A 26,426-nucleotide genomic window follows, 5' to 3' on the forward strand; every position below is an offset into this window, starting at 1 on the left:
GGGGCCACCGCGCCCCGCCGGGGGCGCCCGCGGGGCCGCGGGCGACGGCCGTGCGGCCGGACGGCGGGTCCGGGGGACCGGGCCGCGGGGCGTTGCGGCTACCGTGGTGCCGTGCGCCGACGGGAACGAGAACCCGTGGGCGCGGTCGAACCGGTGCCGCCGGCCGCCCGTACGAGGGGGCGGCGAGCCGGTGGACGCCGCAGGGGCTCGAATGAGCAGGAAGAAGTGAGCAGGGTGTTGGTGCAGGTCAGCGCGGAATTCCGGAGTACGGGGCAGGCGTCGTGCACATTGTGATCATGGGGTGCGGGCGGGTCGGCTCGGCCCTGGCCCAGACCCTGGAGCAGCAAGGCCACACGGTCGCGGTCGTCGACCAGGACCCGACCGCCTTCCGGCGCCTCGGCTCCGGCTTCGGCGGGCGGCGGGTGACCGGGGTCGGCTTCGACCAGGACACCCTGCGCGAGGCGGGCATCGAGGAGGCCGGCGCCTTCGCCGCGGTGAGCAGCGGCGACAACTCCAACATCATCGCGGCCCGGGTGGCACGCGAGATGTTCGGCGTCGAGAACGTCGCGGCCCGCATCTACGACCCGCGCCGCGCGGAGGTCTACCAGCGGCTGGGCATCCCCACGGTCGCCACGGTCCGGTGGACCGCCGACCAGATGCTGCGGCGCCTGCTGCCGTCCGGCGCGGAGCCGCTGTGGCGCGACCCCACCGGGGGCGTCCAGCTCGCCGAGATCCCCGTCGCGGAGGCGTGGATAGGGCACCGGATCAGCAAGCTCCAGGAGGAGACCGGGGTCCGGGTGGCCTTCCTCACCCGGCTGGGCGAGGCGGTCCTCCCGTCGTCGTCGACGGTGCTGCAGGAAGGTGACCTGGTGCACGTGATGATGCGCACCGACGAGGTCGAGACGGTGGAGGCCGCGTTCGCGCAGGGCCCCGAGGAAGGTGGCCACTGATGCGCGTCGCAATCGCGGGAGCGGGCGCCGTCGGCCGTTCCATCGCCGGCGAACTGCTGGAGAACGGGCACGAGGTCCTGCTGATCGACAAGGCGCCGTCCGCCATCTCGGTGGAGCGGGTGCCGCTGGCCGAGTGGCTGCTGGCCGACGCCTGCGAGATCACCTCACTCGACGAGGCCGCGCTCCAGCGCTGCAACGTGGTGATCGCGGCGACCGGTGACGACAAGGTCAACCTCGTCGTCTCGCTGCTCGCCAAGACGGAGTACGGGGTCCCGCGCGTGGTGGCGCGGGTGAACAACCCCAAGAACGAGTGGCTCTTCAACGAGTCCTGGGGCGTGGACGTCGCCGTCTCGACGCCGCGCCTGATGTCGGCCCTGGTCGAGGAGGCGGTGAGCGTCGGCGACCTGGTCCGGCTGCTCCGCTTCAGCCAGGGCGACGCCAACCTGGTCGAGCTGACGCTGCCCCCGGAGGCGGCGCTGGCCGGGACGCGCGTCGGCGACGTGGACTGGCCCGAGGACACCTCGCTGGTCACCATCATCCGCGGCAACCGCGTCCTGACCCCCAACAAGGAGGACGCCCTGGAGGCCGGCGACGAGCTGCTGTTCGTCGCGGCACCGGCGCGCGAGGAGCAGCTGGAGGACCTGCTGTCGGTCCGCCGCGAGGAGCCGACGGACTGAGCGTGACGCAGGAGAGCCCCCGGGACGACGCGTCCCGGGGGCTCTCGTATGCGTGCGGGACGCTACGGCGTCACCTTGTCCTCCGCGGCGGCGCCCTCCGCGGCCTTCGCCTCGCGCTCGGCGGCCTCCGCCGCCTCCATCTCCGCGAACACGTCGATCGGCGGCGGCGCCTTGGCCAGGAAGATCCACGTCAGGTAGACGGAGAGCAGCATCGGCGGGATGCCGAGCGCCACCTTGACCCAGCCGAGCTGGGTGGCGTCGCCCCACCAGTACAGCGGGAAGAGGATCGCGGACTTGGCGAGCAGGATCAGCCCCCAGGCCCAACTGGCCTTGGTGTACGCCTTCTTGCGGCCCGGGTTGCGGGTGCGCCAGGAGAGGTTCTCCTTGAACACCGGGCCGAGGATCAGGCCGAGCAGCGGGCAGCCGAGCACGGCCGTCACGATGTAGGCGATCGCCAGGCCGAGGGTGTAGAGCATGCCCGGCAGGTAGAAGTTCTTGGCGTCGCCGGACATCATCGCGAAGACCGCGCCGAAGGCCACCCCGAAGACGCCGCTGAAGGCGTGCTTGAGGGTGTCCTTGCGCACCAGCCGGGCCACTCCGAGCACCAGGGACAGCGCCAGGGCGGCGATGGCCGCGGTGTGGATGTCCCGTTTGACGGTGAAGACCGCGACGAACACCAGGCCGGGCACGGTGGTCTCCACCATGCCCCGGACCCCGCCGAACGCCTCGAACAGGGCGGCTTCGGTGGCCGAGCGGGACCCCTCGTCCCGGTGCTTTCCGGTCGGCCGGTCGATCGGCTCGTCGAGAGACGACAAGAGCTACTCCTGTCCGAGCGGTCGGAGCTCGTATCGGGGATTGAACAGCACTCTCCGGCCGTGGCTCATGGAGATCCGGCCGGAGGCGATCAGCTTACGGCCGGGTTCTATCCCGGCGATGGAACGGCGCCCCAGCCAGACGACGTCCAGGGCGGCGGAGCCGTCGAACAGCTCGGCCTCCAGGGCGGGCACCCCGGCCCGGGGGCGCAGGGTGACGGTCCGCAGCGTTCCGGTGACCGTGACGATCTGCCGGTCACCGCAGTCGCCGATCTTCGTGCAGCCCACCGCTTCCGCGTCCTGCTGCAGCTCCGCGTCGTGCAGCTCCTCCTGCGAGGTGGAAAGCCGGTCGAGCATCCGGCGGAAACGGCCGGTCGGCTTGTCGGAACGGGATACGGCACTCATGAAACCAGCGTACCGGGGCCGGGGAGGGGCCTTGCAGCCTCCGGCGGCGGCTTTCCCGGCCAACCCACGGGCCCCGGCCCCCGCCGCCTCACAACTCGAACCGGTAGCCCATCCCCGGCTCGGTGATGCCGCATCCTCCGGGGGCAACCCCCGGACCCCCGGCCGCCCCACCGCCCCGCCGTCTCACAACTCGAACCGGTACCCCATCCCCGGCTCGGTGATGAAGTGCTTCGGATGCGACGGATCCTGCTCCAGCTTCCGCCGCAGCTGCGCCATGTACACCCGCAGGTAGTTCGTCTCCGTCCCGTATGACGGCCCCCACACCTCCTGGAGCAGCTGCTTCTGGCTGACGAGCCGGCCCGTGTTGCGGACCAGCACCTCCAGCAGGTGCCACTCGGTCGGCGTGAGGCGGACGTCCCGGCCCCCGCGGTTGACCTTCTTCGCCGCGAGGTCGACCGTGAAGACCTCGGTCTCGACGATCGCGTCGTCGCCCGCCGCCGCGGCCCCCGTGGGCTCGGCGCGGCGGACGGCCGCGCGCAGCCGGGCCAACAGCTCGTCCATGCCGAACGGCTTGGTGACGTAGTCGTCGGCGCCCGCGTCCAGCGCCTCGACCTTCTCGTCGGAGGTCTGGCGGGCCGAGAGCACCAGGATCGGCACCCGCGTCCAGCCGCGCAGCCCCTTGATCACCTCGACGCCGTCCATGTCGGGCAGGCCCAGGTCGAGGATGACGACGTCGGGGTGGCGGGCGGCGGCGAGCTGGAGGGCGGTGGCGCCGTCGGGGGCCGCGTCGACCTCGTACTTGCGGGCCTTGAGGTTGATCACAAGAGCGCGGACGATCTGCGGCTCGTCATCCACCACGAGCACCCGGTTCATGCGGGACCACCTCTGCTGTTCGAGCGGGCCCCGCTCCGGGGCCCGGGAAATCGAAGGGAAACGGCCGGATGGCCCACGTGACGGCTCACGTCGTGGCCTGCGCGGGAAGGTCGGCGCGCACCGGCGGGCGCCCCGCCGCCATCCGCAGGGTGAGCACCATGGTCATGCCGCCGCCGGGGGTGTCCTCGGCCGCGAGCGTGCCGCCCATGGCCTCGGCGAAGCCGCGGGCCACCGCGAGGCCCAGCCCCACGCCGGCGCCGCGCGGGGCGTCGCCGTAGCGCTGGAAGGGCTCGAAGATCCGGTCCTTGGCGCTGTCGGGGACGCCGGGGCCCCGGTCGGCCACCCGCAGCTCGACCCGGTCCCCGAGGGCGCTGGCGGCCACGTGGACGGGCGTGCCGGCCGGGCTGTACTTGACGGCGTTCTCGACGACGTTGGCGACGGCCCGCTCCAGCAGGCCCGGGTCGACGGCGACCATCGGCAGCGTCTCCGGGATGTCGAGCGTGACGCTGCCCTCCGGGACGCCGCCGAGGGCCATCGGGACCACCTCGTCGAGGTCGATCTCGCGGATCAGCGGGGTGACGGTGCCGGTCTGGAGGCGGGACATGTCGAGGAGGTTGCCGACGAGGTGGTCGAGGCGGTCCGCGCCGTCCTCGATGCCGGCCAGCAGCTCGGCCTCGTCCTCCTCGGACCAGGCGACGTCGTCGGAGCGGAGGGAGGTGACGGCGGCCTTGATGGCGGCCAGCGGGGTGCGCAGGTCGTGGCTGACGGCGGCCAGCAGGGCGGTGCGGATCCGGTTGCCCTCGTCCAGCCTGCGGGCCCGCTCGGCCTCGCCGACCAGCCGCTGGCGGTCCAGGACCAGGGCGGCCTGGGCGGCGAAGGCGGCCAGCACACGGCGGTCCTCGGCGGGCAGGACGCGGCCGGCGAGGACCAGCGCCATGGTGTCGCCGACGGGCATGTCCACGTCGCCGTCCTCGGGGCGCAGCAGCGGCTTCCCGGAGTTGCCGACGACGCTCGCGGCGCAGGTCCAGGGGTCGACGTCGCTGGCGCGTTCCAGGAGGGCGACGGAGTCCATGGAGAAGGTCTCCCGCAGCCGCTCCAGCAGCGCCTCCAGGCTGTTGTCGCCCCGCAGCACGCTGCCGGCCAGGAACGACAGGATCTCCGACTCGGCGCGCAGCCGGGCCGCCTGGTGGGTGCGGCGGGCGGCCAGGTCGACCACGGAGGCCACGGACACCGCCACGAAGACGAAGATCGCCATGGCGACGATGTTCTTCGGGTTGGTGATCGTCAGCCGGTGCACGGGCTCGACGAAGTAGTAGTTGAGCAGCAGCGAGCCGAAGGCCGCCGAGGCGAGCGCCGGCAGCAGGCCGCCGAGCAGGGCGGCGGCCACCGTCATGCACAGGAACAGCAGCATGTCGTTGGCCAGGCCCAGGTCCGGGAGGACGTGGGTGAGCAGCAGGCAGAGCAGGGCGGCCCCGGCGACGCCGACGAGCCAGCCGGCCACGATGCGGCCCTTGCCGAGCCGGGCGCCGCGGGCGACGGGGAGCCCCCGGCCCTTGGCGACCTCCTCGTGGGTGACGATGTGGACGTCGAGGTCGGGGCCCGAGTCCCGGGCGACGGTCGCCCCGACGCCGGGTCCGAAGACGTACTGCCAGGTCTTGCGGCGGCTGGAGCCGAGGACGATCTGGGTGGCGTTGACGCCGCGCGCGAACTCCAGCAGCGAGGCGGGCACGTCGTCGCCTATGACGTGGTGGAAGGTGCCGCCCAGGTCCTCCACGAGGGTCCGCTGGACCGCCAGCTCCTTCGGCGAGGCGGCGGTCAGCCCGTCGCTGCGGGCGATGTAGACGGCGAGGATCTCGCTGCCGGAGCCCTTGGCCGCCATCCGGGCGGCCCGCCGGATGAGGGTACGGCCCTCGGGGCCGCCGGTGAGGCCCACGACGATGCGCTCGCGGGCCTGCCATATCGTCGAGACGTCGTGGTCGGAGCGGTACTGCCGCAGGTACTCGTCGACCCGGTCGGCGGTCCACAGCAGGGCCAGCTCGCGCAGGGCGGTGAGGTTGCCGGGGCGGAAGTAGTTGGAGAGTGCCGCGTCGACCTTGTCGGGCTTGTAGATGTTGCCGTGCGCCATGCGCCGGCGCAGCGCCTGCGGCGACATGTCGACCAGCTCGATCTGGCCGGCCCGGCGGACGACCTCGTCGGGGACGGTCTCCTGCTGGCGGACGCCCGTTATCGACTCGACGACGTCGCCCAGCGACTCCAGGTGCTGGATGTTGAGGGTCGAGACGACGTCGATGCCGGCCTGGAGCAGTTCCTCGACGTCCTGCCAGCGCTTGGTGTTGCGGGAGCCGGGGACGTTGGTGTGGGCGAGCTCGTCGACGAGGGCGACGGCGGGGCGGCGCGCCAGGACGGCGTCCACATCCATCTCGGTGAAGACGGCGTCCCGGTAGGCGATCTCGCGCCGGGGCACCTCTTCCAGGCCGTGCAGCATGACCTCGGTGCGCGGGCGGTTGTGGTGCTCCACGAACCCGACGACCACGTCGGTGCCGCGCTCGACCCGTCGGTGGGCCTCGGAGAGCATGGCGTAGGTCTTGCCGACGCCCGGTGCCGCACCGAGGTAGATCCGGAGATTGCCGCGTCCCATGGCCCCATTGTCTTTCACCGTCGCGCCGGGGACCGGGCCGGTTCTCCGTCCTGGATGCCGCACCGGCGCGCAGTCGAAGTTTACGGCGGACGGTCCGGACATTTCGGGCCCGGCGGGGACGTGCTGCGGGTATTGACGCAGCTCTGACGCCTGTGCGCCCCGGAGGGCCGGGTGAGGACGTACCGGCAGGCGTACCGGGATGTTCCGGAATAACGTGAAGATATCGCCCGCGGCGGCCGGGGCCGGCCGCCGCTCCCCTACGACCCCGACGACGAGGAGGGAACTCATGCCCGATCGTCCCGCTCGACCCGATCGCACGCTCCGGGACAAGGTCGTCGTGATCGGCGGCGCGTCGCGGAACCTCGGCGGCCTGCTCGCCCGGGAGGTCGCCGCGGACGGCGCCAAGGTGGTCGTCCACTACAACAGCGACTCCTCTCGCGACAAGGCCGAGCAGACGGCCGAGGACGTCAGGAAGGCCGGCGGCGAGGCCGTCACCCACCAGGGCGACCTGACCCGGGTCGCGGAGGTGGAGAAGCTCTTCGACGCGGCGGTGAAGGCGTTCGGCAGGGTCGACTGCGTGGTCAACACCGCCGGCATGGTCGTCAAGAAGCCGATGACCGAGACCACGGAGGAGGAGTTCGACAAGATGTTCGCCGTCAACACCAAGGCGGCGTACTTCGTGATGCGCGAGGCCGCCAAACGCGTCGAGGACGGCGGGAAGATCGTCACCATCGTCACCTCGCTGCTGGCCGCCTACACCGGCCTGTACTCCGTGTACGCCGGCAGCAAGGCGCCCGTCGAGCACTTCACCCGCGCCCTGTCCAAGGAGCTGTTCGGCCGGAACATCTCAGTCAACAACATCGCACCCGGCCCGATGGACACCGGCTTCTTCTACCCGGCCGAGACGGACGACTCCATCGCGTACCACAAGTCGTCCGCCATGAACGGCGAGCTGACGAAGATCGAGGACATCGTCCCGTACGTCAAGTTCCTGCTCACGGACGGCTGGTGGCTCAACGGGCAGACGCTGTTCGTCAACGGCGGTTACACCACCCGCTGACGGAACGCCGACGGAACGCGGAAGGGCCGCGCCGGACGGATCCGACGCGGCCCCTCGACACCGGCCTACCGGGAGGCGGCCAGCTTCTTCAACGCCACGTTCAGCTTCAGGACGTTGACGCGCTCCTCGCCCATGAAGCCGAGCTGCCGCCCGGTCGTGTGGTCCTTCACCAGCCGCTCGACCTCGCCGGCCGGCAGGCCGTTGGCCTTGGCGACGCGGGCCGCCTGGAGCCGGGCGTACGCCGGGGAGATGTCCGGGTCCAGGCCGGACGCCGAGGCGGTGAGGGCGTCCACCGGAACCGCCGACGGGGAGACCCCGTTGAAGGCGGCGACGTCCGTGCGGCGCTTCTCGACGGCCTCCAGCAGCACCTTGCTGTCGGCCGCCAGGTTGGAGGCGCCCGAGACGAGCAGGCTGTACCGGGTGTTCTCGGCGTTGGGCCCGGCCGCCGAGGGGCGCGGCTGGAAGAACTTCGGGTCCGGCAGCGGGTTGCCGTCCTTGTCCTTCTTGTCCAGCGTGTAGCTCTGCCCGAGGAGCGACGAGCCGACGGACTTGCCGTCCACCTTCACCTCGGAGCCGTTGGCCTTGTCGTGGAAGGCCAGTTGGGCCAGGCCCGTGACGACCAGGGGGTAGATCACCCCGCAGACGACGGTGAGGACGAGCAGGGCCCTGAGCCCGGCTCCCGCGACCCGGGCCGCGCTGCGTACGGAGATGTTCATGGTGTCGTCACCCGATGCCAGGGATGAGGGAGATGAGCAGGTCGATGATTTTGATGCCGATGAACGGGGAGACGAGGCCGCCCAGCCCGTAGATCAGGAGGTTGCGGCGGAGCATCGCGTCCGCACTCATGGGCCGGTAGCGGACGCCCTTGAGGGCGAGCGGGACCAGCGCCACGATGATCAGCGCGTTGAAGATCACGGCCGACAGGATCGCCGTCTGAGGCGAGTGCAGGCTCATGATGTTGAGCTTGTCCAGGCCCGGGTAGGCCACCGCGAACATCGCCGGGATGATCGCGAAGTACTTCGCGACGTCGTTGGCGATCGAGAAGGTGGTGAGCGCGCCGCGGGTGATGAGCAGCTGCTTGCCGATCTCGACGATCTCGATGAGCTTGGTGGGGTTGGAGTCCAGGTCCACCATGTTCCCGGCCTCCTTGGCGGCCGAGGTGCCGGTGTTCATGGCGACGCCGACGTCCGCCTGGGCCAGCGCGGGCGCGTCGTTCGTCCCGTCGCCGGTCATCGCGACGAGCTTGCCGCCGGCCTGCTCGCGCTTGATGAGGGCCATCTTGTCCTCGGGCGTGGCCTCGGCGAGGAAGTCGTCGACGCCGGCCTCCTCGGCGATGGCCTTGGCCGTCAGCGGGTTGTCACCCGTGATCATGACGGTCTTGATGCCCATGCGGCGCAGTTCCTCGAACCGCTCGCGCATGCCGTCCTTGACGACGTCCTTGAGGTGGATGACGCCGAGGACACGCGCCCCCTTGTCGTCCTCCAGCGCCACCAGCAGCGGGGTCCCGCCGGCCTGCGAGATCTCGTCGGTGAGCTTCCGGGCGTCCGCGGCGACCGTGCCGCCCTGCGCCTCGACCCAGGCGATGACCGAACCGGTGGCGCCCTTGCGGACCTTCCGGCCGTCGACGTCCACGCCCGACATCCGGGTCTGCGCCGTGAACGGGATCCACTCGGCGCCGGCCAGCTCGCCCTCGTGCCGCTCCCGCAGCCCGTACTTCTCCTTGGCGAGGACGACGATCGAGCGGCCCTCGGGCGTCTCGTCGGCGAGCGACGAGAGCTGCGCGGCGTCCGCGACCTCGGCCGCCATGGTGCCCTTGACCGGCACGAACTCGGCGGCCTGCCGGTTGCCGTAGGTGATGGTGCCGGTCTTGTCGAGCAGCAGCGTCGAGACGTCGCCCGCGGCCTCCACCGCGCGCCCGGACATCGCCAGGACGTTCCGCTGGACCAGCCGGTCCATGCCCGCGATACCGATCGCCGACAGCAGCGCGCCGATGGTGGTCGGGATGAGGCAGACCAGCAGGGCCGCCAGGACGATCATCGTCTGCTCGGCGCCCGCGTAGATCGCGAACGGCTGGAGGGTGATGACCGCCAGCAGGAAGACGATGGTCAGCGAGGCGAGCAGGATGTTGAGCGCGATCTCGTTCGGCGTCTTCTGCCGGGCCGCGCCCTCGACCAGGTTGATCATCCGGTCGATGAAGGTCTCGCCCGGCTTGGTGGTGATCTTGATGACGATGCGGTCGGAGAGCACCTTGGTGCCACCGGTGACGGCCGAACGGTCACCGCCCGACTCCCGGATGACCGGGGCCGACTCGCCGGTGATCGCCGACTCGTCCACGGAGGCCACGCCCTCGACGACGTCGCCGTCGCCCGGGATGATGTCGCCCGCCTCGCAGACGACCAGGTCGCCCACGCGCAGCTCGGTGCCCGGCACCGACTCCTCGGTGCCGCCGGACAGCCGGCGGGCCACGGTGTCGGTCTTGGCCTTGCGCAGGGTGTCGGCCTGGGCCTTGCCCCGGCCCTCGGCGACGGCCTCCGCGAGGTTGGCGAACAGGACGGTCAGCCAGAGCCAGACGGTGATCGTCCAGCCGAACCAGTCGCCCGGGTCCTTCAGGGCCAGCGCGGTGGTGACCACCGAGCCGATCTCCACCACGAACATCACCGGGGACTTGACCATCACCCGGGGGTCGAGCTTGCGGAAGGCGTCCGGCAGCGACTTCAGCAGCTGCGCCGGGTCGAACAGACCGCCGGAGACCCGGCCGGGCTCCTCGGCGCCGTGTGGCCGCTCGTCGCCCTCGGGAGCGGTACGGACAGGGGTGGTCGTGCTCATGAGAGTCCCTCCGCCATCGGGCCAAGGGCCAGGGCCGGGAAGTAGGTCAAGCCGGTGATGATCAGGATCGCGCCCGTGAGCAGGCCGGCGAAGAGCGGCTTCTCGGTGCGCAGGGTGCCCGCGGTCTCGGGGACGGGCTGCTGCTCGGCGAGCGAGCCGGCCAGCGCCAGGACGAAGACCATCGGGAGGAAGCGGCCGAGCAGCATGGCGAGGCCGATCGTGGTGTTGTACCAGGGCGTGTTGGCGTTGAGGCCGGCCATCGCGGAACCGTTGTTGTTGGCCCCGGAGGTGAAGGCGTACAGCACCTCGGAGAAGCCGTGCGCCCCGCTGCCGTGCACCGAGTTCCCGGCGGTGTTGAGGATCGACTCCGGCGGCGAGGACAGCGCCATGGACAGCGCGGTGAAGCCCAGCACCAGCGTCGGGGTGATGAGGATGTAGCACGCGGCGAGCTTGATCTCCCGGGTGCCGATCTTCTTGCCCAGGTACTCGGGCGTGCGGCCGACCATCAGGCCCGCGATGAACACGGCGATGATCGCCATGACGAGCATGCCGTAGAGGCCGGAACCGACACCACCGGGCGCGATCTCGCCGAGCATCATGCTCAGCAGCGTGATCCCGCCGCCGAGGCCGGTGAACGAGGAGTGGAACGAGTCCACGGCGCCGGTCGAGGTGAGGGTCGTGGTGGTCGCGAAGATCGCCGAGGCGCCGACGCCGAACCGCTGCTCCTTGCCCTCCATCGCCCCGCCGGCCGCCTGGAGCGCGGCGCCGTGGTGCGCGTACTCCGTCCACATCATCAGCGCGGTGAAGCCGAGCCAGATGAGGCCCATGGTGGCCAGGATCGCGTAACCCTGCTTGACGTTGCCGACCAGCTTGCCGAAGGTGCGGGTGAGGGAGAAGGGGATGACGAGGATCAGGAAGATCTCGAAGAGGTTGGAGAACGCGTTCGGGTTCTCGAAGGGGTGGGCGGAGTTGGCGTTGAAGTAGCCGCCGCCGTTGGTGCCCAGCTCCTTGATGACCTCCTGCGAGGCCACGGCGCCGCCGTTGACCTGCTGCGTGCCACCGGTGAGCTGCCCGATCTCGTGGATCCCGGCGAAGTTCTGGATCGCGCCGCAGGCCACCAGGACCAGCGCGCCGATCACCGAGATCGGGATCAGGATGCGGACGGTGCCGCGCACCAGGTCGGTCCAGAAGTTGCCGAGTTCACCCGTGCGGGACCGGGCGAAGCCCCGGACCAGCGCGATGGCGACGGCCATGCCGACCGCGGCGGAGACGAAGTTCTGCACCGCGAGGCCGAGCGTCTGCACGGCGTGGCCCATGGCCTGCTCGCCGCTGTACGACTGCCAGTTGGTGTTGGCGACGAACGACGCGGCGGTGTTGAACGCCTGGTCGGGGCTGATCGCGGTGAAGCCGAGCGACAGCGAGTCCGGCAGGGCGCCCTGGACGCGCTGGAGCAGGTAGAGGAACAGGATGCTCGCGAGCGAGAAGGCGAGCACACCGCGCAGGTACGCGGGCCAGCGCATCTCGGCCCGGGGGTTCGCGCCGATCAAGCGGTAGATCCACTTCTCGGCGCGCAGGTGCTTCTCGGAGCTGTACACGTGGGCCATGTAGTCGCCGAGCGGGCGGTACACGAGCGCCAGCGCCGCGACGACCGCGGTGAGCTGGAGGACTCCGGAGAGGACGGGGCTCATATCGGTGCTCAGAACCTCTCCGGGAAAACGAGGGCGAGGATCAGGTAGCCCAGCAGGGCGACGGCCACGACCAGGCCGACGATGTTCTCGGTGCTCACAGCTTCGTCACCCCCTTGGCGACGAGAGCCACCAGCGCGAAGACCGCGATTGCGGTGGCGACGAAGGCCACGTCGGCCATCGTGTGCTCCTAGAGAGTTCGGATATGAACGGACCTCTAGAGGAAACCCCCGTTACCAACGGGTACGGCCGCCGTTGACGCCTCTCTTACGGCCATTAGCGCCCCCTTGACGAGTTCCATACGGAGGCGCCGTCGACCTGCGAAAACACCGCCGGGCCGGAGCCCCTGGAGAGGGGTTCCGGCCCGGCGGAAGGGCACAATCCGGCCGCTTGGAGCGGCCGTTGACGTTCCGGGTCAGCGGACCTCGGAGATCTCCGGGCCGCGCTGGAGGCGCTCCACGCCCCCGGCGAAGCGCGAGCCCTGCTGCTCGTCCTGCATGCCCTCGGCGACCATCTGGGCGTCGTCGGGCAGCTTCAGGACGATCGGGTCGCGGGGCGCCATCGGCGAATCGCCGCGCACCACGACGGTGTCCCGGAAGATCTGCTCCAGCATGCCGGCGGTCTGCGGCTGCACCGCGCCCTGGCCCGAGATCACACCGCGCAGGAACCAGCGCGGCCCGTCACAGCCCACGAAGCGCACCAGCTGCACCCCGTTCGTCCCGTCCGGGAGGGCGACGGGCACCTGCGCCCGCAGCTCCCAGCCCAGCGGGCCCTGCACCTCGTCCACGACACCGCCCTGCTGGGTGATGCCGCCGGCGATCTCGTCCCGCACCTCGTGCCAGATGCCCTCGCGCTTGGGGGCGGCGAACGCCTGGAGCTGCACCGCGCTGTCGCGGAGCACCACGGTCGCGGCGACGATCGCGTCCCCCGCGACCTCGACCCGCAGCTCCATGCCCTCGACGCCCGGCACGAACAGGCCGCCCAGGTCGACCCGGCCCTCGGCGGGTGCGTGGACCTCGGAGACGTCCCACGGCCCGTCCGGGCGCGGCTCCGGCTCCAGCCGGACCCGGCTCTCGGCCGCGGCGTCCTGTACGGACTCCGCATCCTCCGCGGACTCCTCGGAGGTCACGTCGTCGAACTGCTCGACGGCGTCCTCGCTGCGCTTGCGGCGACGACCGAACACGTCACTGTCCTTCCCGGTCAGAGGCGACCGAAGCGAATCCATGCCCCACGGCTGCGTGGCCCCCGGTGGACCCGAAGCCCCCTTCGCCCCGCGCCGAGCCGGGAAGCTCCGCCACCTCGTGGAAGCGGACCTTCTCGACCTGCTGGACAACCAACTGGGCAACGCGGTCGAACCTCTCGAACCGCACGCTCTCGCGCGGATCCAGATTGACCACGATCACCTTGATCTCTCCACGGTACCCGGCATCGATGGTCCCCGGGGCGTTCACCATGGAGACCCCGCACCGGGCCGCGAGACCCGAACGCGGATGCACGAAGGCCGCATACCCATCGGGCAGCGCGATCGACACCCCCGTGGGGAGGACGGCGCGTTCGCCGGGGGCGAGCACGGCGGCCTCGGTGGTCACCAGGTCGCAGCCGGCGTCGCCGGGGTGACCGTAGGCGGGGACCGGGACCTCGGGGTCGAGGCGGCGGATCAGGACGTCGACCGGCGGACGGCTCACGGGTTCACCTCGAAGGCTCGGACGACCTTGACCTGGTCGGGGTCGGCGAGCGCCGCGTTGATCTCGGCGGGGCGGCCGTTGTTGATGAAGTGCTCGACCTTGACCTCGATGAAGACCGCGTCCGCGCGGACCGCGACCGGCCCCTCGGGACCGCCGAGCCGCCCGGTGGCCGTGCAGTAGATCTTGCGGTGGTGGACGGCGACGGCCTTCGCCTCCAGGTACAGCACGCTGTCCACGGGGACGGGCAGCAGGAAGTCCGTCTCCAGCCGGCCGGTGACGGCGATGACCCGGGTCAGCCAGTTCAGCGAGCCCAGCGTCTCGTCCAGGGCCGTCGCCAGCACGCCGCCGTGCGCCAGGCCGGGGGCGCCCTGGTGCGCTTCCTTGACCCGGAACTCGGCCGTCACGGCGACGCCCTCGCCGGCCCGCACCTCCAGGTGCAGGCCGTGCGGCACGCCCTGGCCGCAGCCGAAGCAGTTCTCGTAGTGCGCCCCGATGACCTCGCCCGGCGCGGGGGCCTCGGGGTGCCGCACCGGGGGCCCGGCGTCGGCCGGCGGTGTCAGCGCTGTCGTTCGTCCACTCACAGGGGCTGACCTTACCCGCGCCGACGGCGCCGGGTCCCGCCCGTGCCAAGCTTGAACCCATGCAGCACTACGAGGAACGCCTGACCGCGCCCCGCTCCTGGTGGACCATCGCCGTTCTCATCGGGCTGGCCACGGCCCTGATCACGCTGCCGCTCGGCACCATCCCGATGCTCGGCGGCCTGGTCGTCGGCGGCGCGCTGGCGACGATCGCCGTGAGCGCCTACGGGTCGGTGCGGATCCGGGTGGTGGGCGACACCCTGCTGGCCGGGGACGCGCGGATCCCGTGCCGGGCACTGGGGGCGGCCGAGGCCCTGGACGCGGAGCAGGCCCAGGCCTGGCGGACGCACAAGGCCGACAGCCGGGCGTTCATGCTGCTGCGCGGTTACGTGCCGACCGCCCTGCGGATCGAGGTCACCGACCCGGCCGACCCGACGCCGTACCTGTACCTGTCGACCCGCTCCCCCGAGCGGCTGGCCGCGGCCGTCGCCGCCGGGCGGGACGCGGCGGCCAAGGCCGACCAGGGCTGACGCCGAAGCCGACCAGGGCCGGCCGCGGGCCCGGGACGGGCTCAGGAGGCGCCCTGGGGGCCCTCCGGCGGCGGCAGCGCGGCCCAGGGCACCTGGCGGCGGCGCAGGTCGGCGCGGACCTTCTCGGCCAGCCTGCGGGTGTCCCTGCGGTTCATGACCGCCCCGACGGTCGCGCCGATCATGAACGGCGCGAGGTTGGGGAGGTTGCGGAAGGTGCGCTTGAGGACCCGCTGGCGCAGTTCGCGGCGGAGCTGCCCGCCGAGCGCCGCGTTGACGCTGGTCGGTTTGGTGACGTCCACGCCCCGTTCGTCGGCCCAGGCTCCCAGGTAGGCGAGCGCGCGCTGGCGCAGGGTGCCGGGCGCCCGGAGGCCGTAGACCTCGTGCAGCTCGGCGATGAGTTTGAATTCCACGGCCGCGACGCCGACGATCTCGGCGGCGAGCTCGGCCGGCATGGCCGGCGGGACGGGCAGCATGGCCGCCGCCCCGATGCCGGCTCCCACGGTGGACGTGCCGTTGGCGGCGCCGGTCACCAGCTTGTCGGCGATCTCCTCCGGACCGAGGCCCGGGAACTGACCGCGCAGGGTCTCCAGGTCGCGTACGGGGACGCGGGGGGCGGTGGCGATGATCCGGTCGACGACGGCGGACAGGCCCGCCCGTGCGCCCCGGCTCCATCGCCCTGCCCTGCCCTGGGGCACGGCCGCCTCGTCGGACGGCCCTTCGGTGCGGCCCGCGGCGGCGAGCGAGGCCCCCGGGCCCCGCTCGGCGTGCGCGCCGGCCGCTTCGTGCGCGCCCGTCACGGCCCGGCCGGGCTCGGCGTCCCCCGTACGCCCAAGAGCCCTGGACCGCCGTGCGAGCCGCTTACGGAACGGTTCCGAGCCTGCCATCGCAGACCCTTGCCTCACTCGCAGTCGCGGCAGATCGGCTGGCCGTTCTTCTCACCGGCCAGCTGGCTGCGGTGGTGCACGAGGAAGCAGCTCATGCAGGTGAACTCGTCTGCCTGCCGGGGCAGGACGCGGACGGAAAGCTCCTCGTTGGAAAGGTCCGCGCCCGGCAGCTCCAGGCCCTCTACGGCCTCGAACTCGTCGACGTCGACGGCCGAAGCCGACTTGTCGTTCCGCCGGGACTTGAGTTCCTCGATGCTGTCCTCGTTGACGTCATCGTCGGTCTTGCGTGGGGTGTCGTAGTCCGTTGCCATGTCGCTCTCCCCCTCTGGGTGTCTGCGGTGTCTCCAGCGCACGTAACGCGTGAGAGGCCGGACTTGTGCCCGACCCGAGGCGGAGATTTTGCCTCACATCAAGGTCTGTTACTCAATCGACACCCAACCGCACACCTGAAGAGGTGATCGGATCGGGTGGCGAACGGGACCGTACACGGTCCACAGGCCGCTCGTGGCAGCGCCATCTCCTGTACTTCCCGTGATCAAGACCCCCGGAAACCCCCATTTTCCAGGCGTTCTCGTCGAAGATTCGATCACGGAGCGTAGATGGCCGGATGCCCCTCCGTGTGATCGATCACACAGGAAGACAGCGTCCATCAGACCGGGAAAATTCCGCCCAAAGCGAACCCGTGTCCGCGCCATTGTCGCAGAATTCCCCGGCCGGTGGAGTTTGTCAGGTGTCTGTCAGGTGGCGGGGCTCTCTCAGACCGGCAGCACCACCCGCATCACGAGCCCACCGCCCTCGCGCGGCTCGGCGGTGATCCGCCCGCCGTGTGCCCTGGCCACCGACCGCACGATGGACAGGCCGAGGCCCACGCCCTTGTCGCTGCCGGTGCGCTCGGTGCGCAGCCTGCGGAACGGCTCGAAGATGTTGTCCAGTTCGTAGGCGGGGACCACGGGCCCGGTGTTCTCCACCACCAGCACGGCCTCGCCGGGCCGGGACTCGGTGGTGACCTCCACCCAGCCGCCCTCCGGCACGTTGTACCGGACGGCGTTCTGCACCAGGTTCAGCGCGACGCGCTCCAGCAGCACGCCGTTGCCCTGGACCACCGCGGGCACCCGGTCGCCCCGCAGCTCCACACCCTTGGTCTGGGCCTCCCCGCGGGCCTGGTCGAGCGCCTGGGAGGCCACCTCGGCCAGGTCGACGGGCTTGCGGTCGACGATCTCGTTGTCGCTGCGGGCGAGCAGCAGCAGGCCCTCCACGAGCTGCTCGCTGCGCTCGTTGGTCGCCAGCAGCGTCTTGCCCAGCTGCTGGAGCTCGGGCGAGGCCCCGGGATCGGAGAGGTGGACCTCCAGCAGCGTCCGGTTGATCGCCAGCGGGGTGCGCAGCTCGTGCGAGGCGTTGGCCACGAACCGCTGCTGCGCGGTGAACGCCCGTTCCAGCCGGTCCAGCATCTCGTCGAAGGTGTCCGAGAGCTCCTTGAGCTCGTCGTCCGGGCCGCCCAGCTCGATGCGCCGGGTCAGGTCGGTGGCGGCCACCCGGCGGGCGGTGCGGGTGATCTTGCCGAGCGGCGAGAGGACGCGTCCGGCCATGGCGTAGCCGAAGGCGAAGGCGATCACCGCGAGGCCGAGCAGGGCCAGCAGGGAGCGCCGGAGCAGCCCGTTGAGGGCTATGGCGCGCTGGTGGTTCATGCACACCTGGACGGCGTTCTCCAGCTCCCGGGCGTCGATCCGGCCGGGGCGGAGGGACGGGCAGGCGTTGCTGGTGCTCTCCAGGTTGCCGTCGATGAAGCGGAACGGCAGGTAGCTGCCCTCCCGCATGGCGTCGGCCGCCAGCAGGTAGATGATCGTGAGCAGCAGGACGCCCGCCATCAGGAACATCCCGCCGTAGAGCAGGGTGAGCCGTATGCGGATGGTGGGGCGCAGCCACGGGAAGGGCCGGACGACGGGCTGCCGCGGGTCCCAGGCGGGCCGTGGCGGCGCCGCCGGCCGGGGCGGGGGCTGGGAGGCCGCCGGCGGCGAGTTCGTCGGGGAGGGGGGCGTGGAGGCCATCGGGTCAGATCCGGTATCCGGAGCCGGGGACCGTGACGATCACGGGCGGCTCGCCGAGCTTGCGGCGCAGCGTCATGACGGTGACGCGGACGACGTTGGTGAAGGGGTCGGTGTTCTCGTCCCAGGCCTTCTCCAACAGCTGCTCCGCGGAGACCACGGCGCCCTCGCTGCGCATCAGCACCTCCAGCACCGCGAACTCCTTCGGCGCCAGCTGTACCTCGCGTCCGTCGCGGAACACCTCGCGGCGGTTGGGGTCGAGCCGGATGCCGGCCCGCTCCAGGACGGGCGGCAGCGCGACGGTGGTGCGCCGGCCCAGCGCCCGGACGCGGGCGATCAGCTCGCTGAAGGCGAACGGCTTCGGCAGGTAGTCGTCGGCGCCGATCTCCAGGCCCTCGACGCGGTCGCTGACGTCGCCGGAGGCGGTGAGCATCAGGATGCGGGTGGCCAGCTGGAGCTCGACGACCTTGCGGCAGACGTCGTCGCCGTGGACCAGCGGCAGGTCGCGGTCGAGGACGACCACGTCGTAGTCGTTGACGGCGATGCGCTCCAGGGCGGCGGCCCCGTCGTACACGACGTCGACGGCCATGGCCTCCCGGCGCAGTCCGGTGGCGACGGCATCGGCGAGCAGCTGCTCGTCCTCGACGACGAGTACGCGCACGGGTCTTCCTTCCTCAGGGGCCCGACGGGCCTGGGGTGCGGGGGTGGTTCCGGCGGCCGCGCGGGCGCACCGGTGGTCCCTCCATCCTGCCCCGAACACCGATAAACCGGCTGTAAGGGGCTCCGGGCGGGCTGGGGAGGCGGGTTCCCGTCCGTTTCCGGACCCGAGGTTTCCGCGCGATCGAGGGTGGGGAAGACGTCTGCACACCCGCGATCACGACCCCCGTACCGTGGTGCGCCATGGCCACGCGGCACCGCGGGGGACCACCACGCACGTGATCGTCCGCCCCGGCTACCCACCGGGGACTCCCCGGCACACCCCCGTGCCACCGAGCCGACCCAGGAGGGGGCGCAGCATGGACGCGTTCACCGCCGGCATTCTGCAGCGCATAGAGACCACGCGGAGTGATCTCGACCGGGCCCGCCGCACCGGAGACGACTTTCTCGCCGACATGGAACAGGCGGAGCTGGACGACCTGCACCGCCTCGCGGCGGAGCACGGCGTCCAGGTCAGCGCCGCCTGATCCTTGACCGCCCGCCAACGGGGGGAGCGCCCCGGTGCCTCGTGCGCCGGGGCGCTCCGCCGTGTGCGCCGTGTCTTCTGTGTCCGCCGTGCGGCGCCGGGCTCAGTCGTGCCAGGCGCCCAGCTCCTCCAGGCGGGCCTGGAGGGGCTCGAAGAAGCCGGGCGGGGCGGCGACGACGAGCTCGCCGGAGGCGGGCGCGCCGGGGCGGCCGCCGGTGAGCGCCCCCGCCTCGCGCGCGATCAGCTCGCCGGCCGCGAGGTCCCAGGGGTTGAGCCCGCGCTCGTAGTAGCCGTCGAGCCGGCCGCAGGCCACGTCGCAGAGGTCGATGGCGGCGGACCCGCCGCGCCGGACGTCCCGGACCTCGGGCAGCAGCCGGCGGACCACCTCGGCCTGGGCGTTGCGGCGGGCGGTGAGGTAGCCGAAGCCGGTGCCGAGGAGCGCCTGCTCGAAGGCGGGCGCGGGGCGGACGCGCAGCCGGCGGTCGCCGAGCCAGGCGCCCTCGCCGAGGACGGCCTGGTAGGTCTCGCCGCGCAGGGGCGCGGCCACCACGCCGACGACCGTCTCGCCGGCGTACTCGGCGGCTATGGAGACCGACCAGGACGGCAGGCCGTAGAGGTAGTTGACCGTGCCGTCGAGAGGATCCACCACCCAGCGCACTCCGCTGCTGCCGGGCGTGCTGGCGCCCTCCTCGCCCAGCACCCCGTCGTCGGGCCGGCGCTCGGCGAGGAAGCCGGTGATCAGCTTCTCGGAGGCGAGGTCCATCTCGGTGACCACGTCGATGGGGCTGGTCTTGGTGGCGGCCACCCCGAGGTCGGCGGGGCGGCCGTCCCTGAGCAGCGCGCCGGCCCGCTCGGCGGCCTCCAGGGCGACGGACAGCAGCTCGGCCTTGAGGGCGTCGGTGGGGGCGTTCACGGGTGCTCCTTGCCTGGTAGGGGGTGCGGACGCGGCGGGGTCACGCGTAGGGGCTGTCCGCGCCCGCGGCGGCGGGGCGGGGCGCCCGGGCCGGGCAGCAGCCGACGGGGCAGAGGTCGTGCGAGGGGCCCAGGGCGCCCAGCGCGCAGCGCTCGGGCCGCTCGGCACGCTCGGTGGCGGCCCGCTCCAGGACGAGCTCGCGGACGGCGGCGGCGAAGCGCGGGTCGGCGCCCACGGTCGCCGCGCGGGCGACGGGCAGGCCCAGCTCGACGGCCTTGGCCTTGGCCTCGGTGTCGAGGTCGTACTTGACCTCCATGTGGTCGGAGACGAAGCCGATGGGGACCATCACGACCGCGGGCGCGCCCTCGGCGTGCACCGCCTCCAGGTGGTCGCAGATGTCCGGTTCCAGCCACGGGATGTGGGGGGCGCCGCTGCGGGACTGGTAGACGAGCCGCCAGGGCCGGTCGGTCCCGGTCTCCTCGCGTACGGCGTCGGCGATGGTCCGGGCCACGTCGAGGTGCTGGGCGACGTAGGCGCCGCCGTCGCCGTGGCCCTCGGCGGGGCCCGAGGTGTCGGCGGCGGCCGTGGGGATGGAGTGGGTGGTGAAGGCGAGGTGCGCGGCGGCCCGGGCCTCCTCGGGCAGCTCCGCGAGGGCCGCCAGGGTCGCGTCGATCATGGGGCGGACGAAGCCGGGGTGGTTGAAGTAGTGGCGCAGCTTGTCGACGCGCGGGACGGGGAGCCCCTCGGCCTCCAGCGCGGCGAGCGCGTCGGCCAGGTTCTCCCGGTACTGGCGGCAGCCGGAGTAGGAGGCGTACGCGCTGGTGGCGAGGGTGAGCACGCGTCGGTGGCCGTCGCGCACCAGCTCGCGGAGGGTGTCGGTCAGGTACGGCGCCCAGTTGCGGTTGCCCCAGTACACCGGCAGGTCGACGCCGCTCGCCGCGAACTCCTCGCGCAGGGCGCGCAGCAGCTCGCGGTTCTGGTCGTTGATCGGGCTGACGCCGCCGAACAGGAAGTAGTGCTGCCCCACCTCCTTGAGCCGCTCGCGGGGGATGCCCCGGCCACGCGTCACGTTCTCCAGGAACGGGACGACGTCGTCCGGGCCCTCGGGGCCGCCGAAGGAGAGCAACAGCAGGGCGTCGTACGGGGCGTGGGCTGGCTGATCCGACATGGCTACGATCCTGCCACCCCCCACTGACAGCCGCGTCACCCGGCACCGCCGGCCGGTGCGTGGCCGACCCCGGAGGCGGCGGGAAATACCGCGCGACGAACAGAGGTTCACCCGTAACCTGTATGGGCCACCGAAGGTCCTTGCGGCACCCTCGTCACGAACCCCTCGTTCCTCTTTTCCTCAGGGCGGAGCCGGATTGTCCAGTCCGTATCGCGCGATCTTCACCGCGCCCGGCGCCAAGAGCTTCTCGGCGGCCGGGCTGCTCGGTCGTATGCCGCTGTCGATGATGGGCATCGGCATCGTGACGATGGTCTCGGAGATCACCGGGGAGTACGGTCTCGCGGGGGCGCTCTCCGCGACGCTCGCCCTGGCCACCGCTGCCATGGGCCCGCAGGTCTCGCGTCTGGTCGACCGGTACGGGCAGCGCCGCGTGCTGCGGCCGGCCACCCTGATCGCGGTGGCCGCGACGGCCCTGCTGCTGCTCGCCGCCCAGCTGCGGTGGCCGCAGTGGACCCTCTTCGTCCTCGTGATCGGCGTGGGCGCGGTGCCCAGCCTGGGCGCGATGGTGCGGGCCCGCTGGGCCGCGCTCTACCGGGACTCCCCCGGTGACCTGCACACCGCCTACTCCGCCGAGTCCGTGATCGACGAGGTGGTGTTCATCGTCGGTCCGGTCCTCGCCATCGGCCTGTCGACCGGCTGGTTCCCGGAGGCCGGCCCGCTGCTCGCCGGCGTCTTCCTGCTGCTCGGCGTCCTCTGGCTGACCGCCCAGCGCGCCACCGAGCCGACGCCTGCCGGGGCCGCGCACGGCGGGGGCGGCTCCGCGCTGCGCTCGGCCGGGCTGCGGGTGCTGGTGGGCGCCTCGGTCGCGATGGGCGCGCTGTTCGGCTCCACCGAGGTGGTGACCGTCGCCTTCGCCGAGGAACTCGGCCACAAGGCGCTCTCCAGCGTGGTGCTGGCCGTCTGGGCCCTCGGCTCCTGCATCGCGGGCACGGTGTTCGGCCTGCTGCACCCCAAGGGCGAGCCCGCCCGCCGCTGGCTGGTCGGGGTCTGCGTGATGGCCGTGAGTATGATCCCCCTCCAACTGGTCGGGAACCTCTGGTCCCTGGCCGTCGCGCTCTTCTTCGCGGGTCTGGCCATCGCGCCGACGATGGTCACCACCATGGCGCTGGTCGAGCGGAACGTACCGCGCGCGAACCTCACCGAGGGCATGACCTGGACGAGCACCGGGATGGCGGTCGGGGTGGCGCTGGGTTCGTCCGCCGCCGGCGCGGTGGTGGACGCCGCGGGGGCCGGCACCGGGTACGCGGTGCCCGGTGTGGCGGGGGCGCTGGCGGTCGTCGGGGCGTTCCTCGGGTACCGCCGGCTGCGGTCGGTGCCGGAGCGGGTGTCCCGGCCGGCCGGGACGTCCGTCCCACGGCCTAGGGGAGGGTCTGGCGCACATGACGGAAACACCAGTAAGGGCACCGGCAAGGACGAGCGCGTGGCGTAACTGGGCGGGGAACGTCACCGCCCTCCCGGCCCGGACGGTCACCCCGGGCTCGGTCCCGGAGCTGGCCCGCACGGTGGCGTCCGCCGCCGCGGCCGGGCTGCGGGTGAAGGCCGTCGGCTCGGGCCACTCGTTCACGGCCGCGGCCGTGACGGACGGGGTGCTGGTCCGCCCGCACCGGCTGGCCGGGATCCGGTCCGTCGACCGGGCGGCCGGCACGGTGACCGTCGGCGCCGGCACCCGGCTCGCCGACCTCAACCGCGCGCTGTCCGCGCACGGCCTGTCGCTGACGAACATGGGCGACATCATGGAGCAGACCGTCTCCGGCGCCGTCAGCACCGGCACCCACGGCACCGGCCGCGACTCGGCCTCCATCGCCGCGCAGGTCCGGGGCCTGGAGCTGGTCACCGCGGACGGCTCGGTCCTCACCTGCTCCGCGACCGAGCACCCCGAGGTGTTCGCGGCGGCCCGGGTGGGCCTCGGCGCGCTGGGCGTGATCACGGCGCTCACCTTCGCCGTGGAGCCGGAGTTCCTGCTCACGGCGCGCGAGGAACCGATGACCTTCGCCCAGGTCACGTCCGAGTTCGACCGGCTCGTGACGGAGAACGAGCACTTCGAGTTCTACTGGTTCCCGCACACCGAGTGCTGCACCACCAAGCGCAACAACCGCAGCGCCGGTCCCGCCGCCCCGCTCGGCCGGGTCGGGGCCTGGGTGGACGACGAACTGCTGTCGAACGGGCTGTTCGGCGCGGTGTGCGCGGTCGGCCGGGCGGTCCCCGCGGCGGTGCCGTCCATCGCCCGCGTGACCGGCCGCGCTCTGTCCGCCCGCACGTACACCGACATCCCCTACCGGGTCTTCACCAGCCCCCGGCGGGTCCGCTTCGTGGAGATGGAGTACGCGCTGCCGCGCGAGGCCGCCGTCCCGGCGCTGCGCGAGCTGCGGGCGGTCATCGAGCGGCGGCGGCTGCGGGTCGCCTTCCCGGTCGAGGTCAGGACCGCGCCCGCCGACGACGTCTGGCTGTCGACCGCCTCCGGGCGCGAGACCGTCTACCTCGCGGCGCACATGTACCGGGGGGCGCCGTACCGGGCGTACTTCTCGGCCGCGGAGGAGGTCATGACCGCCCACGGCGGCCGGCCGCACTGGGGGAAGCTGCACGGCCGGGACGCCGCCTACCTGGCCGGGGTCTACCCACGGTTCGCCGACTTCGCGGCCGTGCGGGACCGGCTGGACCCGGACCGGGTGTTCGGGAATCCGTATCTGCGGCGGGTGCTCGGCGACTGACGTCCGGCGCTCCGGGCCCGCGCGGGTCCGGAGCGCCGTGCCGGGTCAGGCGCCGGTGCCCTTCTCCTGGGCCGGCGGCGCGCTCGCGCCGCCCTTGCCCTCGGCCGTGCCGCCCTTGCCGGCGTCCGGCGAGCCGCCCGGGTCCGGGGTCCGGTCCGGGCTCGGCGAGGCGCCGCCGGAGGGGGACGTCCCCGGGTCCGGCGTCTGCCCGCCGGAGCCGCCGGCGGGCGTCGAGGTGTCGGGGGACGGCGTCGCGCCGCCGCTCTCGCCGGCGTCCTTGCCGTCCTTGCCGTCCTTGCCGTCCTTGCCGTCCTTGCCGTCCTTGCCGTCCTTGCCGTCCTTGCCGTCCTTGCCGTCCTTGCCGGAGGTACCCGTTCCGGACGACGGGTCCTGACGCCCGTCCGTATCCCCGTCGTCCGCGCCGGTGCCGCCGGACCCGTCCCGGCCGCTCTCGCCGCCGGTCGTCCCCTTGTCGTCGCCCTTCGGCTGCTGCTTCTCCTTGTGCTTCTCCTGCTGGAAGGGGCGCAGGATCGTCGTCCCGTCCTTGGTGCCGTCGGCGCTCTGCCCGGACACCAGCTCGACCGCCGTCACCGTGCCCATGGCGAGGACGAAGACCGCGCCGGCGGCCAGAATCGGCCGCTTCCACCCACGCCACCGGGTGCCGTGCGTCGTGCCGGCCGAGAACTCGCCGGAAAACCCTTCGGAGCCGTGAACGGGGTGCGCACGGTCGTGCGCGCCGGGGTGCGCACCGGCGTGCGCTTCCGGCAGCATCCGCGTCGCGTCGTCGTCACCGTCCGTGCCGATGTGTGCGAGCAACCGGGTCCGGTCCGGGTCCGGCGGGAGCGGGGCGGCCGGGTGCCCGGCCGCCGCGTCGGAGACGTCGGCGGCGCGCGCCCGGCCGACCGCGCGCTCCGCGTCGTCCAGCGGGACCTGGCGCAGCCGGGGCCGCCCGGCCTGCACGGCCGCGTCGCGCACCTGCTCGCCGGTCCGTCTGAACAGGTGCTGGAAGACCGTGCCACCCGTCGTGGCCACCACGCTGACGACACCGGCGCCGATCACCGTGCCGTAGACACCGAGCTTGCCGGCGAGCAGGGCGGCGATCACCGCGGCCAGCGCACTGCCCGCCACCTGGGCGACGCTCAAGTCCAGGCGTTTGACCTTGGCTTTTGCGCCGCTTTGGGCTTTGTCGTCCATCTCCAGCCTCTGTCGAACCTTTCGCGCCTCTTGCACTCAGAAGGGACATTCGAGCGTAACGAACAGTTCCGAATCCGGTGATTGTGTGAACCTCGCCACCCGTGGGAAGGTCTCCGGCGCAAGAGGGAGCAATCAACTCCCTTGCCGGACGTGAACATCGATGGCGCGCCGCTCCACCCCCAGTGGTCCGAATGGAGTACTGTGGCGAGCCCGGCCCCGGTATCCCGTCCGGTTGCCCGGACCCAACGGGAGGGGCCCGGGCGGCTCTCGCCCCGTCAACTCGGCAATGTTGTGGCAGGCTGCTACCCGGGCAGGCCACACTCGACCAGCGGAAGCAGCGACGCACGTGACGTCGGCAGGCACCACCCGGGAGGTCCCCATGCCCGAACTGCGTGTCGTGGCCGTCTCCAACGACGGCACACGGCTGGTGCTCAAGGCTGCGGACAGCACGGAGTACACCCTTCCCATCGACGAGCGGCTGCGCGCCGCCGTGCGCAACGACCGCGCACGCCTGGGGCAGATCGAGATCGAGGTGGAGAGCCACCTCAGGCCCCGTGACATCCAGGCCCGGATCCGGGCCGGCGCCTCCGCCGAGGAGGTCGCCCAGCTCGCCGGCATCCCCGTGGAACGCGTGCGCCGCTTCGAGGGCCCGGTCCTCGCGGAGCGCGCCTTCATGGCCGAGCGCGCCCGCAAGACCCCCGTGCGCCGCCCCGGCGAGAGCACCGGACCGCAGCTCGGCGAGGCCGTCGCGGAGCGGCTGCTGCTGCGCGGCGCGGAGAAGGACACCGCCCAGTGGGACTCGTGGCGGCGCGACGACGGCACCTGGGAGGTGCTGCTCGTCTACCGCGCGGCCGGCGAGCCGCGTGCCGCGAGCTGGACCTACGATCCGCCGCGCCGGATCGTCTCTGCGCTGGACGACGAGGCGCGGGCGCTGATCGGCGAGACCGAGGACACCCCGGAGCCCAGCTTCCCCTTCGTCCCGCGCATCGCCCGGCTGCCCCGGGAGCGGCTGCAGGACCGGCCCGCCCCGGAGCCCGCCGAGGCCCCGGCGGCCGTCGCGGCGCCCGCCGCCGAGGAGACCGCCAAGGAGCGCGACTCCCTGACCAGCCTGCTGGAGGCCGTGCCCAGCTTCCGCGGCGACATGGTCGTACCCGAGCCGCCGTCGGCGCCTCCGGCCGAGGTGCCGGCCGAGGAGGCGGAGGCCGTCGAGCCGCCCGCCCCCGCGGCGAGCGCGGGCTCGGCGTACGCGGACGTGCTGATGCCCCGGTCGGTGGCCGGGCACCGGGAGCGGCTGATCGGCACCACGGACCGGCAGGCCGAGGCGGACGGCGTCCGGCCTGGGCGCAGGGCCGCGGTCCCGAGCTGGGACGAGATCGTCTTCGGGACGCGGCGCAAGAAACAGGAGTGAGGGCGGGGCGCTCCGGCCCGCCCTGCCCCTTTCGCGTGGTTCCGTACGCCCGCACCCGTGTAACCCTTTTGCCTGAATCGCCGGGCCCGCGTGCCCGGCGATCGGCATGCCCGGCCCGGGAGTCCGAGCGCGGCCCCGCTCAGCCCG

General features: G+C 72.5%; 26 protein-coding genes. 8 read left to right on the forward strand and 18 right to left on the reverse strand.

The window, feature by feature from the left end:
- Window positions 1–281: 281 nt before the first annotated feature.
- Together JNW98_RS25550 and JNW98_RS25555 are read left to right on the forward strand one after the other, a co-directional pair.
- Window positions 282–950: a potassium channel family protein gene (locus tag JNW98_RS25550; protein WP_152263938.1), complete on the forward strand. Its 669-nt coding sequence runs from the start codon at window positions 282–284 to the stop codon at window positions 948–950.
- Complete coding sequence (locus JNW98_RS25555) at window positions 950–1,627, forward strand: potassium channel family protein (protein WP_004949287.1); 678 nt, start codon at window positions 950–952, stop codon at window positions 1,625–1,627. The genes JNW98_RS25550 and JNW98_RS25555 overlap by 1 nt, the downstream gene beginning before the upstream one ends.
- Before the next feature lie 62 nt (window positions 1,628–1,689).
- Here JNW98_RS25555 and JNW98_RS25560 read toward each other — a convergent pair whose 3' ends face one another.
- The 4 genes from JNW98_RS25560 to JNW98_RS25575 all read right to left on the reverse strand — a co-directional run bounded on the left by JNW98_RS25560 (window position 1,690) and on the right by JNW98_RS25575 (window position 6,355).
- On the reverse strand, window positions 1,690–2,442 hold the full coding sequence (locus JNW98_RS25560) for a DUF3159 domain-containing protein (protein WP_223770654.1): 753 nt from the start codon (window positions 2,440–2,442) through the stop codon (window positions 1,690–1,692).
- Between the two features lie 3 nt (window positions 2,443–2,445).
- Window positions 2,446–2,844 (reverse strand): OB-fold nucleic acid binding domain-containing protein, encoded by a 399-nt coding sequence (locus tag JNW98_RS25565; protein ID WP_185943286.1) that lies wholly within the window; start codon window positions 2,842–2,844, stop codon window positions 2,446–2,448.
- Between the two features lie 183 nt (window positions 2,845–3,027).
- Complete coding sequence (locus JNW98_RS25570; RefSeq protein WP_223770655.1) at window positions 3,028–3,717, reverse strand: response regulator; 690 nt, start codon at window positions 3,715–3,717, stop codon at window positions 3,028–3,030.
- An 85-nt stretch (window positions 3,718–3,802) separates the two neighbouring features.
- Entirely contained in the window at window positions 3,803–6,355 is a 2,553-nt protein-coding gene (locus JNW98_RS25575) for an ATP-binding protein (RefSeq protein WP_223770656.1), read from the reverse strand.
- A 286-nt stretch (window positions 6,356–6,641) separates the two neighbouring features.
- On the opposite strand from JNW98_RS25575, the gene JNW98_RS25580 reads away from it, so the two are divergent.
- Window positions 6,642–7,415: an SDR family oxidoreductase gene (locus JNW98_RS25580; protein WP_223770657.1), complete on the forward strand. Its 774-nt coding sequence runs from the start codon at window positions 6,642–6,644 to the stop codon at window positions 7,413–7,415.
- A 65-nt stretch (window positions 7,416–7,480) separates the two neighbouring features.
- Here the strand turns inward: JNW98_RS25580 and kdpC are convergent, their stop codons facing one another.
- The 7 genes from kdpC to JNW98_RS25615 all read right to left on the reverse strand — a co-directional run bounded on the left by kdpC (window position 7,481) and on the right by JNW98_RS25615 (window position 14,192).
- Window positions 7,481–8,131, reverse strand: a complete 651-nt coding sequence (gene kdpC, locus JNW98_RS25585; RefSeq protein ID WP_223770658.1) for a potassium-transporting ATPase subunit KdpC — start codon at window positions 8,129–8,131, stop codon at window positions 7,481–7,483.
- A gap of 7 nt (window positions 8,132–8,138) precedes the next feature.
- Window positions 8,139–10,241: a potassium-transporting ATPase subunit KdpB gene (gene kdpB, locus JNW98_RS25590; RefSeq protein WP_223770659.1), complete on the reverse strand. Its 2,103-nt coding sequence runs from the start codon at window positions 10,239–10,241 to the stop codon at window positions 8,139–8,141.
- Complete coding sequence (kdpA, locus tag JNW98_RS25595; RefSeq protein ID WP_223770660.1) at window positions 10,238–11,929, reverse strand: potassium-transporting ATPase subunit KdpA; 1,692 nt, start codon at window positions 11,927–11,929, stop codon at window positions 10,238–10,240. Before kdpA ends, kdpB begins: the two co-directional genes overlap by 4 nt.
- A gap of 8 nt (window positions 11,930–11,937) precedes the next feature.
- Complete coding sequence (kdpF, locus tag JNW98_RS25600) at window positions 11,938–12,027, reverse strand: K(+)-transporting ATPase subunit F (RefSeq protein WP_171162596.1); 90 nt, start codon at window positions 12,025–12,027, stop codon at window positions 11,938–11,940.
- A 314-nt stretch (window positions 12,028–12,341) separates the two neighbouring features.
- The gene (locus tag JNW98_RS25605) at window positions 12,342–13,109 is read right to left on the reverse strand and encodes a DUF3710 domain-containing protein (protein ID WP_223770661.1); all 768 of its coding nucleotides are present in this window, start codon (window positions 13,107–13,109) and stop codon (window positions 12,342–12,344) included.
- A gap of 1 nt (window position 13,110) precedes the next feature.
- Window positions 13,111–13,611, reverse strand: a complete 501-nt coding sequence (dut, locus tag JNW98_RS25610; protein ID WP_004949305.1) for a dUTP diphosphatase — start codon at window positions 13,609–13,611, stop codon at window positions 13,111–13,113.
- Window positions 13,608–14,192 carry a PaaI family thioesterase gene (locus tag JNW98_RS25615; protein ID WP_223770662.1) on the reverse strand — a complete coding sequence of 195 codons (585 nt, stop codon included), beginning with the start codon at window positions 14,190–14,192 and terminating at the stop codon, window positions 13,608–13,610. The genes dut and JNW98_RS25615 overlap by 4 nt, the downstream gene beginning before the upstream one ends.
- 59 nt (window positions 14,193–14,251) lie before the next feature.
- On the opposite strand from JNW98_RS25615, the gene JNW98_RS25620 reads away from it, so the two are divergent.
- On the forward strand, window positions 14,252–14,719 hold the full coding sequence (locus JNW98_RS25620) for a DUF3093 domain-containing protein (protein WP_223770663.1): 468 nt from the start codon (window positions 14,252–14,254) through the stop codon (window positions 14,717–14,719).
- 41 nt (window positions 14,720–14,760) lie between these two features.
- Here the strand turns inward: JNW98_RS25620 and JNW98_RS25625 are convergent, their stop codons facing one another.
- From JNW98_RS25625 to JNW98_RS25640, 4 genes are all read right to left on the reverse strand, one after another.
- Entirely contained in the window at window positions 14,761–15,603 is an 843-nt protein-coding gene (locus JNW98_RS25625) for a hypothetical protein (RefSeq protein ID WP_223770664.1), read from the reverse strand.
- Between the two features lie 14 nt (window positions 15,604–15,617).
- Complete coding sequence (locus JNW98_RS25630; protein ID WP_004949312.1) at window positions 15,618–15,914, reverse strand: DUF4193 domain-containing protein; 297 nt, start codon at window positions 15,912–15,914, stop codon at window positions 15,618–15,620.
- Between the two features lie 444 nt (window positions 15,915–16,358).
- The gene (locus tag JNW98_RS25635; RefSeq protein WP_223770665.1) at window positions 16,359–17,648 is read right to left on the reverse strand and encodes a sensor histidine kinase; all 1,290 of its coding nucleotides are present in this window, start codon (window positions 17,646–17,648) and stop codon (window positions 16,359–16,361) included.
- 4 nt (window positions 17,649–17,652) lie between these two features.
- On the reverse strand, window positions 17,653–18,306 hold the full coding sequence (locus tag JNW98_RS25640) for a response regulator transcription factor (RefSeq protein WP_223770666.1): 654 nt from the start codon (window positions 18,304–18,306) through the stop codon (window positions 17,653–17,655).
- Window positions 18,307–18,661: 355 nt separating this feature from the next.
- Here JNW98_RS25640 and JNW98_RS25645 point away from each other — a divergent pair, with 355 nt between their 5' ends.
- On the forward strand, window positions 18,662–18,829 hold the full coding sequence (locus JNW98_RS25645) for a hypothetical protein (protein ID WP_223770667.1): 168 nt from the start codon (window positions 18,662–18,664) through the stop codon (window positions 18,827–18,829).
- A gap of 102 nt (window positions 18,830–18,931) precedes the next feature.
- On the opposite strand, the gene JNW98_RS25650 is transcribed toward JNW98_RS25645, so the two are convergent.
- Together JNW98_RS25650 and JNW98_RS25655 are read right to left on the reverse strand one after the other, a co-directional pair.
- On the reverse strand, window positions 18,932–19,741 hold the full coding sequence (locus tag JNW98_RS25650; protein ID WP_223770668.1) for an inositol monophosphatase family protein: 810 nt from the start codon (window positions 19,739–19,741) through the stop codon (window positions 18,932–18,934).
- 40 nt (window positions 19,742–19,781) lie between these two features.
- Entirely contained in the window at window positions 19,782–20,909 is a 1,128-nt protein-coding gene (locus JNW98_RS25655; RefSeq protein WP_223770669.1) for a ferrochelatase, read from the reverse strand.
- Window positions 20,910–21,105: 196 nt separating this feature from the next.
- Here JNW98_RS25655 and JNW98_RS25660 point away from each other — a divergent pair, with 196 nt between their 5' ends.
- Entirely contained in the window at window positions 21,106–22,398 is a 1,293-nt protein-coding gene (locus JNW98_RS25660) for an MFS transporter (RefSeq protein ID WP_223770670.1), read from the forward strand.
- Entirely contained in the window at window positions 22,349–23,677 is a 1,329-nt protein-coding gene (locus JNW98_RS25665) for a D-arabinono-1,4-lactone oxidase (RefSeq protein WP_223770671.1), read from the forward strand. Before JNW98_RS25660 ends, JNW98_RS25665 begins: the two co-directional genes overlap by 50 nt.
- 45 nt (window positions 23,678–23,722) lie before the next feature.
- Here JNW98_RS25665 and JNW98_RS25670 read toward each other — a convergent pair whose 3' ends face one another.
- Window positions 23,723–24,871 carry an ICP22 family protein gene (locus tag JNW98_RS25670; protein ID WP_223770672.1) on the reverse strand — a complete coding sequence of 383 codons (1,149 nt, stop codon included), beginning with the start codon at window positions 24,869–24,871 and terminating at the stop codon, window positions 23,723–23,725.
- A 379-nt stretch (window positions 24,872–25,250) separates the two neighbouring features.
- Between JNW98_RS25670 and sepH the strand changes: the two genes are divergently transcribed.
- Window positions 25,251–26,279, forward strand: coding sequence for a septation protein SepH (gene sepH, locus JNW98_RS25675; RefSeq protein WP_223770673.1), 1,029 nt, complete (start codon window positions 25,251–25,253; stop codon window positions 26,277–26,279).
- Window positions 26,280–26,426: the final 147 nt, after the last annotated feature.

It is taken from the genome of Streptomyces huiliensis, from assembly GCF_020037025.1.
GTDB lineage: Bacteria > Actinomycetota > Actinomycetes > Streptomycetales > Streptomycetaceae > Streptomyces > Streptomyces huiliensis.